10 protein-coding genes are annotated in these 13,027 nt (G+C 71.6%); 6 read left to right on the forward strand and 4 right to left on the reverse strand.

Annotation, left to right across the window (positions count from 1 at the left end):
• The first annotated feature begins 202 nt into the window (after positions 1-202).
• A complete protein-coding gene (locus ACZ601_RS01155; RefSeq protein WP_469531822.1) occupies positions 203-1,039 on the forward strand; it encodes a glutathione S-transferase C-terminal domain-containing protein in 837 nt (278 codons plus the stop codon).
• Here ACZ601_RS01155 and ACZ601_RS01160 read toward each other — a convergent pair.
• Both ACZ601_RS01160 and ACZ601_RS01165 read right to left on the reverse strand, forming a co-directional pair.
• Positions 1,024-3,402: an ATP-binding cassette domain-containing protein gene (locus ACZ601_RS01160; protein ID WP_469531824.1), complete on the reverse strand. Its 2,379-nt coding sequence runs from the start codon at positions 3,400-3,402 to the stop codon at positions 1,024-1,026. The two genes, ACZ601_RS01155 and ACZ601_RS01160, sit on opposite strands and share 16 nt — an antisense overlap.
• Before the next feature lie 62 nt (positions 3,403-3,464).
• Positions 3,465-3,821 carry a VOC family protein gene (locus tag ACZ601_RS01165; protein ID WP_469531826.1) on the reverse strand — a complete coding sequence of 119 codons (357 nt, stop codon included), beginning with the start codon at positions 3,819-3,821 and terminating at the stop codon, positions 3,465-3,467.
• Between the two features lie 291 nt (positions 3,822-4,112).
• Here ACZ601_RS01165 and ACZ601_RS01170 point away from each other — a divergent pair, with 291 nt between their 5' ends.
• From ACZ601_RS01170 to ACZ601_RS01180, 3 genes are all read left to right on the forward strand, one after another.
• The gene (locus ACZ601_RS01170; protein ID WP_440577227.1) at positions 4,113-4,856 is read left to right on the forward strand and encodes an IclR family transcriptional regulator; all 744 of its coding nucleotides are present in this window, start codon (positions 4,113-4,115) and stop codon (positions 4,854-4,856) included.
• A gap of 253 nt (positions 4,857-5,109) precedes the next feature.
• A complete protein-coding gene (gene abc-f, locus ACZ601_RS01175) occupies positions 5,110-6,744 on the forward strand; it encodes a ribosomal protection-like ABC-F family protein (protein WP_469531829.1) in 1,635 nt (544 codons plus the stop codon).
• Positions 6,745-6,825: 81 nt separating this feature from the next.
• Positions 6,826-8,457: an ABC-F family ATP-binding cassette domain-containing protein gene (locus tag ACZ601_RS01180; protein ID WP_469531831.1), complete on the forward strand. Its 1,632-nt coding sequence runs from the start codon at positions 6,826-6,828 to the stop codon at positions 8,455-8,457.
• Here the strand turns inward: ACZ601_RS01180 and ACZ601_RS01185 are convergent.
• Complete coding sequence (locus tag ACZ601_RS01185; RefSeq protein ID WP_469531833.1) at positions 8,430-9,026, reverse strand: helix-turn-helix domain-containing protein; 597 nt, start codon at positions 9,024-9,026, stop codon at positions 8,430-8,432. The two genes, ACZ601_RS01180 and ACZ601_RS01185, sit on opposite strands and share 28 nt — an antisense overlap.
• A 156-nt stretch (positions 9,027-9,182) precedes the next feature.
• Between ACZ601_RS01185 and ACZ601_RS01190 the strand changes: the two genes are divergently transcribed.
• Both ACZ601_RS01190 and ACZ601_RS01195 read left to right on the forward strand, forming a co-directional pair.
• Positions 9,183-10,424, forward strand: coding sequence for a benzoate/H(+) symporter BenE family transporter (locus ACZ601_RS01190; protein WP_469531835.1), 1,242 nt, complete (start codon positions 9,183-9,185; stop codon positions 10,422-10,424).
• Between the two features lie 111 nt (positions 10,425-10,535).
• Positions 10,536-12,329, forward strand: a complete 1,794-nt coding sequence (locus ACZ601_RS01195; protein ID WP_469531838.1) for an ABC transporter ATP-binding protein — start codon at positions 10,536-10,538, stop codon at positions 12,327-12,329.
• A 99-nt stretch (positions 12,330-12,428) separates the two neighbouring features.
• Here ACZ601_RS01195 and ACZ601_RS01200 read toward each other — a convergent pair whose 3' ends face one another.
• Positions 12,429-12,725 carry a hypothetical protein gene (locus tag ACZ601_RS01200; RefSeq protein ID WP_440578490.1) on the reverse strand — a complete coding sequence of 99 codons (297 nt, stop codon included), beginning with the start codon at positions 12,723-12,725 and terminating at the stop codon, positions 12,429-12,431.
• Positions 12,726-13,027 lie beyond the last annotated feature (302 nt).

Here is a 13,027-nt window from a genome sequence, read left to right on the forward strand (position 1 = left end):
ACATCGATCTGCTGCGTGTCTCCAGCGCCTACTAGCCCGGAATACCGCACGCGCACGGGTCCGTTGTCGCGTATGACGCGCCCACGTCCGCGCTGTCGTGATTCGGACCGGTGCGCGAGCGCAGCCGTTCCACATCCGGCCGCTGGTGCCCACAAGGCGACGGTGGCTTCCTCGTTCCCACAGGGATCTCCACAGGAGAGTCATGCCCGAGACAGCTTCGCGCAGTTCCAGCACAGGCAACTCCCTCACGTGCGGCTCGATCTCATCCGGCCCGAGTCCGTGCGCCACGCACCCCCGTCCCACCATCGCCGTGCCGCCCTCCCGTATCCACAGCCGTATCGGGGTCGGTCTGGCCGGAGGCTTCTATCCCGCTCCGCACCGCTACGAGCTTTTCCTGTCGGCGAGTTGTCCGCGCTCGCTGCGTATCTCGATCACCCTCGGCCTGCTCGGTCTCCGGGACTCGGTCGCCACCACGTTCCTGGGGCACCCGGCCGGGACACCCGAGGCGTACGCCTCGCTGCGCGGCGCGTACGAGGCCACGCTGCACCATTACGACGGGCCGCTGACGGCGCCCGCGCTGTGCGACCGGTGGAGCGGGCGCATCGTCAGCAACCACACGCCCGACATACTCCGCGATCTCGCGGGCCTGCTCTCCGGCCATGACGAGGCCCGCCCCTCTGCGCTGCGTCCTCCGGAGCTCGCCGACGGCATCGAGGCCCTGCGCGAGCTGCTGGACCGGGACGTCACCCCGCACGCGGGGTCCTCCGAGCGGTCGGCGGCCCTGGACCTGCTGGACCGGTCCCTCGACCGGCGGCCCTACGCGCTGGGCGAGGAGCTGACCGCCGGGGATGTGGACCTGTGGGTGGCGCTCGTGCGTCTCGGCCCGGTCGGCGCCCTCGGCGACCGCCCCCGGCTCAAGGAGTACGTACGCCGCCTCTGCGGCCACCCCGCCTTCCCCGGGACACCGCAGATGCCGGGGGCTCCGGACGGGCCGGGCGGGGTGGCCGCCGTTGACTCACTGCCTCAGGCTCCCACGTAGGCCGCGAGGTGCTCGCCGGTGAGGGTGGAGCGGTCCGCGACGAGGTCGTCGGGGGTGCCCTCGAAGACGAGCCTGCCGCCGTCATGACCGGCGCCGGGACCCAGGTCGATGATCCAGTCGGCGTGCGCCATGACCGCCTGGTGGTGCTCGATCACGATGACGGACTTCCCGGAGTCGACCAGCCGGTCGAGCAGGCCGAGCAGCTGCTCGACGTCTGCGAGGTGCAGGCCGGTGGTCGGCTCGTCGAGGACGTAGATCCCGCCCTTCTCGCCCATGTGCGTGGCCAGCTTGAGCCGTTGCCGCTCACCGCCGGACAGGGTGGTGAGCGGCTGGCCCAGGCTGAGGTAGCCGAGTCCGACGTCGGCCAGCCTGCCGAGGACGCGGTGGGCGGCCGGGGTGTGTGCCTCGCCGCTGCCGAAGAACTCCTCGGCCTCGGTCACCGACATCGCCAGCACTTCGCTGATGTCGCGGCCGCCGAGGCGGTATTCGAGCACAGAGGCCAGGAACCGCTTCCCCTCGCACTCCTCGCAGACGGTGGCGACGCCCGCCATCATCGCGAGGTCGGTGTAGACGACCCCGACGCCGTTGCAGCCGGGGCAGGCGCCCTCGGAGTTGGCGCTGAACAGGGCCGGTTTCACGTCGTTGGCCTTGGCGAACGCCTTGCGGATCGGGTCGAGCAGTCCGGTGTACGTCGCGGGGTTGCTCCGTCGCGAGCCGCGGATCGCGCCCTGGTCGATCGACACCACCCCGTCCAGTCCCGAGACCGAGCCGTGGATCAGTGAGCTCTTGCCGGAGCCGGCGACGCCGGTGACCACGGCGAGGACGCCGAGCGGGATGTCGACGTCGACGCCGCGCAGGTTGTTCGCGTCCGCGCCCCGGACCTCCAGCGCGCCGGTGGGCCCCCGCCGGGTGTCCTTGAGGGTGGCCCGGTCGTCGAAGTGACGGCCCGTGACGGTGTCCCCGGCCCGCAGTCCCTCGACGCTGCCCTCGAAGCAGACGGTTCCGCCCGCCGTGCCGGCGCCGGGGCCGAGGTCGACGACATGGTCCGCGATCGTCTCCGGCTTGTGCTCCACGACGAGCACCGTGTTGCCCTTGTCGCGCAGCCGCAGCAGCAGCCTGTTCATCCGCTGGATGTCGTGGGGGTGCAGGCCGGCGGTGGGCTCGTCGAAGACATAGGTGACGTCGGTGAGGGAGGAGCCGAGGTGGCGGATCATCTTGACGCGCTGCGCCTCGCCGCCCGACAGGGTGCCCGTCGGCCGGTCGAGCGCGAGGTAGCCGAGGCCGATCTCCACGAACGAGTCGAGGGTCTGCCGCAACGCGGTGAGCAGCGGTGCGACGGAGGGCTCGTCGATTTCGCCGACCCAGGCGGCCAGGTCGCTGGTCTGCATCGCGCAGGCGTCGGCGATGTTGATCCGCTTGATCTTCGAGGACCTGGCGCCCTCGCTGAGCCGGGTGCCGTCGCACTCGGGGCAGGTGGTGAAGGTGACCGCGCGCTCCACGAACGCGCGGATGTGGGGTTGCAGCGCTTCCTTGTCCTTGGACAGGAACGACTTCTGGATCTTGGGGATCAGTCCCTCGTAGGTGAGGTTGACCCCCTCGACCTTGACCTTGACCGGCTCCCGGTAGAGGAAGTCGTGCATCTCCTTCTTGGTGAACTTACGGATCGGCTTGTGGGGGTCGAGCAGGCCCGATTCGGCGTAGACCCGGACGGTCCAGAAGCTGTCGGACTTCCAGCCGGGGATGGTGAAGGCGCCATCGGCGAGCGATTTGGAGTCGTCGTAGAGCTGGGTGAGGTCGATGTCGGAGACGGTGCCCCGGCCCTCGCAGCGCGTACACATGCCGCCGGTGCGGTTGAAGGTCGCCTTCACCGCCTTCTTCGCACCGCGCTCGACGGTGATGGCCCCGCTCGCCCGGACCGAGGGGACGTTGAAGGCGTACGCGCCGGGCGGACCGATGTGCGGCTTCCCGAGGCGGCTGAAGAGGATCCGCAGCATCGCGTTGGCGTCGGTGGCCGTGCCGACCGTGGAACGCGGATCGGCGCCCAGTTTCTGCTGGTCGACGATGATCGCGGTGGTCAGTCCGTCCAGGACGTCGACCTCGGGCCGCGCCTGCGTCGGCATGAAGCCCTGGACGAAGGCGCTGTACGTCTCGTTGATCAGCCGCTGCGACTCCGCGGCGATCGTGTTGAACACCAGCGAGGTCTTGCCCGAGCCGGAGACCCCGGTGAAGACCGTGAGCCGCCGCTTCGGGATCTCGATGCTGACGTCCTTGAGGTTGTTCACGCGCGCGCCGTGCACGCGGATCACATCGTGGACGTCGGCAGCGTGCGGCGCGGACGAAGCCGCGCCCTTCCTGGTGGCCATGCTGATCGGTTCTCCATCTGTCTGTCGGCCGGTAGACCGGCCCATGATGACGTGATCGCGGCTCAGCTGTCCTGGAGCAGCCCGAGCACGTTGCCGTCGGGGTCCGTGAAGGTGGCCACCAGACGGCCGCCGCCGACGTCGTGCGCGGGCTCCTTCACGGTGGCGCCCGCGGCCGTCACCTCGGCCAGCTTCGCCTCGATGTCGGGCACCTCCCAGTAGCTCACGGGCGCGGCCGTGCCCTGCTCTCCCCCGTCCGGTACCAGCCCGATGTGCTGGCCCCCGGCCTCGTAACCGACGTAATAGGGCGCGTCCGCCGTCGGCGCCACGCCGAGCAGGGCCGTGTACACCGCCTTGGCGGCCGTCAGATCGGACACGGGGTGCAGGACGGTCTTGATTCCCTGGGTGGCAGAGCCGGTCATGGTCACTCCTGTGGTTCGTGGGGCGCGTCGGCCCCGTGCGGACGTTCGCGCCGGGCCGACGCCGGTACGGGGTACGGGCCCGGCGGTCGCGGGCGGCGCCCGGTGTCCGGGCGCTCGGTGTCTGGCCATCACGCTAGCCGCGGCCCGGTGACCGCGCTTCTCCATTCCTGACCGGTCCGGCCTGCCGTCCAGGACGCCGGCCGCGACCCTTCGCCCGCCCGCAAGCGCCCAGGTCAGGGCTGTGCGCAGGAAGTATTGCCGCCTTCCGGCACCGGGTCCATGCTTATGTGCATGGGTGACGAGGCCGGCCCCGAGCTCATCGCGTATGTCGAGCGCGCCCTGCGAGTGATGGAGGCGGCAGGAGCGCACTCGTCGGATGTCCCCGTGCGGCAGCTGGCCCGGGAGGCGGGTCTGCCGGTGGCCACCGTCGAGCGGCTGCTGAGGGTGCTCGCGCGGGACGGCTACCTGACCGAGCAGGCCGCCGGGGTGTTCACCCTCCCCGCGGAACACTTGTCGCCGGGCGCCGGGCTGCCCAGCCGTATCCGGCCCGTCCTGAAGACCTTGCGGGACGACCTCTCGGCCGCGGTCTACCTGACGTTGTACGAGGAGGGCGAGATCCGGGTCATGGAGATCGTCGACAGCGCCCGCGCGCCGCGCGTGGACCTCTGGGTGGGGTTCCAGGACGCCGGACACGCCACGGCTCTCGGGAAGAGCGTGCTGCGGGAACTGGACGGGGCGGCGCGCGCCGAGTACTTCTCCCGGCATCCGCTGACCGACCTCACGCCCCGCACCATCACGCGCAGGGAGGAGTTGCTGCGGCAGCTCGACTCGCCGCCGGCGCCGCCGGTCGTCATGGACCGGGAGGAGTACGCGCGGGGTACGACCTGCATAGCTGTGCCCGTGTACAGCGGTGACCAGATCGGTTCGATCGGCATCTCCTTCCGGTCGGACCGGATGTACCGGACCACCCAGGTCAGGGCCGGGCTGCTGTCCACGGCGATGCGCGTCACCATGGGCCTCTCGCTTCCCGACTGAGCCCCGGTGCGGGGCGGCGTTGCCCACGAGGCCCGGTGGCGGGCTGCCTGCTAGGGTGATCACGCTGTTCAGCGTGTACGGAGGAGATCAGACATGGCGGGTGACGACGACATCTCCGGGTGATACCCGGAGCTGACGGCCACCGGCGGGCGCCCAGGAGCGCAGCCGAAGTGGCCATGTCGTTGTTCCCTCTGTCCACTCCCCCCGGGGCCGCACTCCGTGCTGTCCCGGAGTCTCACGCGAGGTCTCCCGCATGTCCGACGCTTCCATCATCTGCTCGGGTCTCTCCTTCTCCTGGCCCGACGACACCCCTGTCTTCCACGAACTGTCCTTCGCGATGGGGAGCGGCCGTACGGGTCTCGTCGCTCCCAACGGGTCCGGCAAGAGCACCCTGCTCAAGCTGATCGCCGGGGAACTCCGCCCCGCCGCGGGTTCCGTCTCGGTGGGCGGCACCCTCGGTTACCTGCCGCAGAGCCTGCCCCTGACCGGTGGTCTGACGGTGGCCGAGGTCCTGGGGATCGACGCCGTGATCCGCGCCCTCGACGCCGTCGAATCCGGCGATGTGGGCGAGGACCACTTCGCGGTCATCGGTGACGACTGGGACATCGAGGAGCGCACCCGCGCCCAACTGGACCGGCTCGGCCTGACCGGTATCGCCCTCGACCGGAACATCGGCACGCTCAGCGGCGGGCAGGTCGTCTCCCTAGGCCTGGCGGCCCAGTTGCTGAAGCGGCCCGATGTGCTGCTGCTCGACGAGCCGACCAACAATCTGGACCTCGGAGCCCGGCACTCGCTCCACGACGCGCTCGACGCGTGGGGCGGCACCCTGCTGCTCGTCAGCCACGACCGTGCGCTGCTCGGCCGCATGGACCGCATCGCTGAACTCGGCAGCGACGAACTGCGCCTCTACGGGGGCAACTTCACCGCTTACGAGGAGGCCGTTCGGGCCGAGCGGGAGGTGGCGGAGAAGAACGTGCGCAATGCCGAGCAGGAACTGAAGCGGGAGAAGCGGGAAATGCAGCAGGCCCGCGAGCGCGCCGAGCGCCGGGCGAGCAACGCGGCCCGCAATCTCAAGAACGCCGGCCTCCCGCGCATCTTCGCGGGGAACATGAAGCGCGGCGCCCAGGAATCCGCGGGCCGGGCCGGGCAGACCCATTCCGCCCGGGTGGGTGAGGCCAGGGCGCGACTGGACGAAGCCGGTCGCGCGGTACGCGACGAGCAGCGCATCACCCTCGAACTGCCGGACACCGTCGTCCCCGCCGGACGCACCGTCCTGCTCGCCGAGCGGGTGCGGGTACGCCTCGGCGGACGGGAGCAGTTCACCGGCGCGGGCGTCGACCTGACGATCCGCGGCCCCGAGCGCATCGCGCTCACCGGTCCCAACGGTGCGGGAAAGAGCACCCTGTTGCGTCTGATCAACGGCGAACTCCAGCCGGAGGGAGGCGAGATCAGGCGGTCCGAGGGACGGATCGCCTATCTGTCCCAGCGGCTCGACCTGCTCGACCTCGACCGCTCGGTGGCGGAGAACTTCGCCGCGTCCGCCCCGCACCGGCCGGAGGCGGAACGGATGAACCTGCTCGCGCGCTTCCTCTTCCGGGGCGACAGCGCCCACCTGCCCGTCAGGTCACTGTCCGGTGGCGAGCGCCTGCGGGCCACCCTCGCCTGCGTCCTGTGCGCCGAGCCGGCTCCGCAGCTGCTGCTCCTGGACGAGCCGACCAACAACCTCGACCTGACCAGCGCCGATCAGCTGGAGGGCGCGCTCAGCTCGTACCGGGGGGCGTTCGTGGTGGTCAGCCACGACGAGCCCTTCCTCACCAGGATCGGGGTGGACCGGTGGCTGAGGCTGGCGGAAGGCGAGCTGCTGGAGACCGGGGCTCCGCAGATGTGAACCGCTGACGTGCCGTCCTGGCCCGCGCCCGAGGCCGACCGCCCGGCGGGCCGCGAACCGATCACGTTGGAGGGGACCACCATGACCGCACCCGCACTGCTCGCACACGACCTCGTGCGCACCCTCGGCTCGAAGCGCGTACTCGACGGGGTGTCACTCACCGCAGCGCCCGGCCACCGCATCGGCCTGATCGGGGAGAACGGTGTCGGCAAGTCGACTCTGCTGCGCCTGCTCGCCGGTACGGACGAGCCCGACGGCGGCAGCGTGACCCGGCCCGCCGATATCGGCTTCCTGCACCAGGAGATGGCTTTCGACGCCACGGCGACGATCGCCGACGTGCTGGACGACGCCCTGCGCGAGGCGCGGGAGGACCTCGCGGCCATCGACCGGCTCACCGAGGAGCTGGCCCGCACCCCGCAGGACTCCCCCGGTTACCCCGGACTGCTGGCGACGTACGGCCGGCGGCTGGAACTGGCGGAGGAGCGGCAGACCTGGGACGCCGACCGGCGCGCCGCCGTCCTGCTCACCGGGCTCGGGCTCTCGGCTCTGCCGTACGAACGCGACGTCGGATCGCTCTCCGGCGGAGAGCGCGGCCGGCTGTCGCTGGCGGCGCTGCTGGTGCGGCGCCCTTCGGCCCTGCTGCTGGACGAGCCGACCAACCACCTGGACGACGAGGCCGCCGCCTTCGCGGAGGAGCAGCTGCGCGGGATGCCGGGGCCCGTCGTGATCGCCAGTCACGACCGGGCCTTCCTGGACGCGGTCTGCACGGATCTGATCGATCTGGATCCGGCCGTCGAAGGTCCCGTGCGGTACGGCGGGGGCTACAGCGCCTACCTGGCCGTCAAGCGGGCGGAGCGGGCGCGCTGGGAACGGCGTCACGCCGAGGAGCAGGAGGAGATCGAGGCGCTGCGCCGCTCGGCGGATGTGACGGCGCGGCAGGTCGCGCCGGACCGGGGTCCGCGCGACAGCGAGAAGATGGGGTACGGCCTGCGGGCGGGCCGGGTGCAGAGCCAGATCGCCCGCCGGGTACGCAACGCCTCGCGCCGGCTGGCGGAGCTGGAGCGCCGCCGGACCGGAGAGCCGCCGCAGCCGTTGCGGTTCCGGCACTCGGGGCTCGCGGACGCGTCGGCCGAGGGCACCCTCGTATCCCTGCGCGGGGTGCGGGTGCCGGGCCGTCTGGCGGTCGAGCGGCTTGATGTGGCGGCGACGGAACGGCTGCTGGTCACGGGCGGCAACGGGGCGGGGAAGTCGACGCTGCTCGCCGTGCTCGCGGGGCGCCTGGCCCCGGAGGGCGAGGTGAGCAGGCGGCCGGGGCTGACGGTCGGGCTGCTGGCGCAGGACACCCGGTTCGCCCGGCCGGACCGTACCGTCCGTGACACGTACGAACGCGCCCTGGGCGTGGACCGGGCAGCGGAGGTGCCGCTCACCTCGCTCGGCCTGATGCACGAGGGGGATCTGGACAAGCAGGTGGGACGGCTGTCGGCCGGCCAGCGCCGCAGGCTCGCGCTGGCCCTGCTCACGGCCCGGCCTCCGCAGCTCCTGCTGCTCGACGAGCCCACCAACCATCTGTCCCCGCGGCTCTGCGACGAGTTGGAGGAGGCGCTCGGATCGGGGCCGGGCGCCGTCGTGGTGGCCAGCCATGACCGCTGGCTGCGCGAGCGCTGGCAGGGCCGCGGCATCCGGCTTCACCCGGAGCGGGCCGCCGTCGGGTAGCGGACGAAGAGGATGCCGTGCACGTCGGCCTCCGGTGCGCGGTAGATGTGGGGCACGTCGGCCCGCCACTGCGCGGACGCACCGGGGCCGACCGTCCGGGTGTCGTGCGGCGGGCCGACGACCGCGGTGCCCGCCAGCACCATCAGGCTCTCCCCCGTGCCGGGGACGTGCGCCTCCGACTCCTGGGTGGCGCCCGCCCGGATGGTCACCCGGAAGACATCGGTGACCGCCGCCGCGTCCTCATGCCGCTCCAGCAGAACCGCGGTGACCGCGCTGCCGGAGACCCCGGGGAGGCTGCCGTCGGGGCCGGCGCCGAACACCGCACCGGCGCCCCGTCCCGGACCGGGGCGGCCTTTCGGCGCCGGGTCGCTGAGCAGCGCGCTGAGCGGCCGGCCGAGCGCGGTGGCGAGTGCGTACAGGGTCTCCAGGGTGGGATTGCGCCGGCCGCTCTCCAGCTCGGAGAGCGTGCCCTTTCCGACCCGCGAGCGCCGGGACAACTCCGAGAGGGACAGGTCCTGTTGGTGGCGCAGCGCCCGCAACCTGCGCCCCACGTCCTCGTTCAGCCCCATCGGCGCGCACCCACCTCCATTCCCGGTTGACGGGTGTCAGCCCGCCTCTCTAGTGTTCCATAAACAGAACGTTCCGTATACGGAACATGCTCGCGGCACGCCGGTCCCGTCGCTGGTCAACGGCGTCCCGCACCGCACAGGGGAAGTGGCTCACTCATGTTCGTGATCGCCCGCATTCGCTCGGCCGCGCCGCCCTCGGCCGTGGCCGCCGGACTGATCGCCGTCATGGTCGGGGTCACCAGCTCCGCGGCCCTGGTCTTCACCGCGGCGAAGGCGGCCGGGGCGGACTCGCGCGAGATCTCCTCCTGGATGCTCGCGCTCGGCGTCGGCCTGGCCTGCACCTGCGTCGGGCTCTCGCTGCGCTATCGGGCCCCCGTCGTCACCGCGTGGTCGACGCCCGGAGCGGCGCTCCTCGCGACCGGCCTGAGTGGTGTCTCCATGGCCCAGGCGGTCGGCGCGTTCGTCTTCTCCGGGCTGCTCATCCTCCTGAGCGGGGTGACGGGCTGGTTCAGCCGCGTCATGGGCCGCATCCCGGTGCCGCTGGCGGCCGCGCTGCTGGCGGGGGTCCTGCTGCGGTTCGGCACCGGCCTGTTCAGCACGATGCACGGCAGTTTCGCGGTCGCCTTCCCGATGTTCGTGCTCTACCTGCTGGGGCGGCGCCTGCTCCCCCGGTACGCGGTGCTGCTGGCGCTCGGCGCCGGGGTGGTGGCCACCCTGTTCACCGGCGGCTGGCAGCCGGACAGGGTCCGGTTCGCCCTGGCCACCCCGGTGTTCGTCACACCGGAGTTCGACTGGAAGGTGCTCGTCAGCGTCGGCGCCCCGCTGTTCGTGGTCACGATGGCGTCCCAGAACCTGCCCGGGGTGGCGGTGATCCGGGGCGCCGGATACGACGTGCCGGTGTCCCCGCTGATGACGTGGACCGGGGCGGCCAACGCCGTACTGGCACCGTTCGGCGCGTTCGGCCTCAACCTCGCCGCCATCACGGCCGCCATCTGCACGGGCGAGGAGGCCCATCCGGACCGCGACAGGCGCTACCTCGCGGCGGTCTGGGCGGGCGTCTTCTACCTCTGCGTGGGACTGCTCGGCGCGACCGTCGCCTCGTTGCTGACCGCGATGCCGCAGGCTCTGGTCCTGGCGATCGCCGGAATCGGCCTGCTCGCCACCATCGAGTCCTCCCTGTCCACGGCCCTGGCCGACAAGTCGTCCAGGGAGGCGGCCGTCGTGACCTTCCTCGCCACGGCCTCCGGAGTGACGCTCCTGGGCATCGGCTCGGCCTTCTGGGGGCTGCTGGCGGGCCTGATCACCAGCGCGATCGCCTCGCTGGGGCGGACCGGCCGCGACACCCCCGCCCCGGCCCCCGAGCCGCAGCCCTCACCGCGCGAACTCCGCGTCCCGTAGAGCCGGCCGCCGGGGCCGGTACCCGGCGGACCGGCCGCGTGCGCGGCGGCCCCTGTCCTGTCCGTGGAACGGAGTTGCCGCGCACGGCGTGAGCACGGTGGGATGAACTCCATGCCGAAAGCGCTTGCGCCCGTCTCCGCCGAACCCCTGGCCCCCTTCGACCACCTGGACCACCGCTACCGCGGTGAGAACCCGGTACGCACCCTCGGTCATCTGTTCCACCCCGACCGCGGCCGGCTGGCACTCGCGGTGCTCGTCTTCGTTGTGAAGCACAGCCCGATCTGGCTGCTTCCGCTGATCACCGCGACCGTCCTCGACGTGGTCGTCCAGCACGGCCCGGAGTCCGGACTCTGGGAGTCCACCGGCATCCTGCTGGTCATCCTCCTCATCAACTACCCGCTCCACCAGTGGTACGTACGGCTCCTCGGCGGCAGCATCCGCCGGATGGGCATCACCCTGCGCTCCGCGCTGTGCCGCCGGATGCAGCAGCTGTCCATCGGCTACCACGCCCGGGTCAGTTCGAGTGTGCTGCAGGCCAAGGTGGTCCGCGACGTGGAGTCGGTGGAACAGATGATGCAGCAGAGCGCGGACATGGGTCTCGGCGCCGTGGTGACCCTGGTCGGCGGCCTGGTCGTCATCGGGGTGCGCGTACCGGCGTTCCTGCCCGTCTTCCTCGTGGTGGTGCCGGCCGCCGGGTTCCTGGTGATGAAGCTGCGCGCGCGGCTGCGCGGCCACAACGAGTCCTTCCGCCGCGAGGTCGAGCAACTCTCCTCCCGGGTGGGCGAGATGACCACGCTGATCCCGATCACCCGCGCCCACGGGCTGGAGCGGACCGCGCTGGGCCGGGTCGACGGTTCGCTCCGCCAGGTGTTCGCGGCCGGACTTCGCCTGGACACGGTCAACGGCCGGTTCGGCGCGCTGGCCTGGGTCATCCTCAACACGCTCGGAGTGCTGTGCCTGACGGGCTCCGCCCTGGTCGCCTATCACGGGTGGATGCCGGTCACCGCGGGCGACGTCGTGATGCTCAGCTCCTTCTTCACCGTGCTGACCGGCTCCGTGACCACCCTGCTCGGCCTGGCGCCCGTGCTCACCAAGGGCCTGGAGTCGGTGCGTTCGGCCGGAGAGGTGCTCCAGGCCCCGGACCTGGAACAGAACGCGGGCAAGGCGCAGGTGGAGCGGGTCACCGGCCATATCGACTTCGAGGACGTGGGGTTCGCCTACGACGACGCGGACCCGGCGGTCGACGGATTCACCCTCTCCGCGCGGCCGGGCGAGACGATCGCGCTGGTGGGGGCCTCGGGCGCGGGGAAGTCGACCGTCCTCAACCTGCTCATCGGCTTCATCCGGCCCACCTCCGGCCGCATCCTGCTCGACGGCGTCGACATGGCCGGGCTCGACCTGCGCAGCTACCGGCGCTTCCTCTCGGTGGTGCCGCAGGAGTCGATCCTGTTCGAGGGCAGCATCCGCGACAACGTGACGTACGGGATGGGTGACACGGACGAGGCCACACTGACGCGCGCCCTGGCGGACGCCAACGCCCTGGAGTTCGTACGGGAGCTGCCGCTCGGCCTGGACACGGTCGTCGGCCAGCGGGGCGCACGGCTCTCGGGCGGGCAGCGGCAGCGGCTCGCGATCGCCAGGGCGCTGATCCGCGACCCCCGGGTGCTGGTGCTCGACGAGGCGACCTCCGCACTCGACAACCGCTCGGAGGCCCTCGTCCAGGAGGCGCTCTCCCGCCTGGTGCACGGGCGGACCGTCTTCGTCGTCGCCCACCGCCTCTCGACGATCCGGAACGCGGACCGCATCGTGGCGATGGAGGGCGGCCGGATCGCGGAGGTCGGTTCGCACAGCGAACTGCTGGACAACGGCGGGGTGTACGCGGGGCTCCAGCCGGCCCGCCCGTGACACACGTCTGAAATCCCTCGTCCGGGTCGCGCCGGGCGGGGCGTGAGAGCCCGGTGGCCCGGGAGGTCCGTGGACCTCCCGGGCCACCGGGGTGCCGGGTCAGGGGCGCACGGTGCAGAGCGCCAGCAGGCACAGGTTGAAGCCCTGCGTATTGCTCGGTCCCGCGTTCCCGCCCTCGGCGGAGCTCCCGACCGAACAGCGCGCCAGCAGGCACAGATTGCCGCCCTGTACACCGCGGTAGGCGGGCACGGCCGAGGCCGGCTGCGCCGCCCGTATGGAGCCGCCGGCCGGGGCCGTCCGCCCGGCCGCGCCCGCACCGGCCGCCGACGTGATCACCAGTACTCCCGCGGCTGCCAGGGCCGCACACCAACGCGGGACTGCTGAGGGGATGTTCATGGACACTCCAGATCTCATGAGTACGCGACATTCGACATGGACGATTCGAGGCCGCCGGGCTCCCGGCTTGCCCGATGGCTCGAATTGATGAGTCATTCGACTGATACGCACTCGTGAAGCGCAAACCCCTGCCGCGCCACGCTGTGTCCCGCGTCACATCACCAATCCAACACCTTTGTGACTCCGAACGACTGATGTGATAGCCCAATTGGGGCGACGGTGGCATTTCCGGAGGTGTGTGGGGCCGTGCTGGTGCGTCAGAGGTGTGGTTCACAGCAGCGATGCGTGAACGCGCGCCGACC

This window comes from Streptomyces sp. NPDC104307 (genome assembly GCF_055584045.1).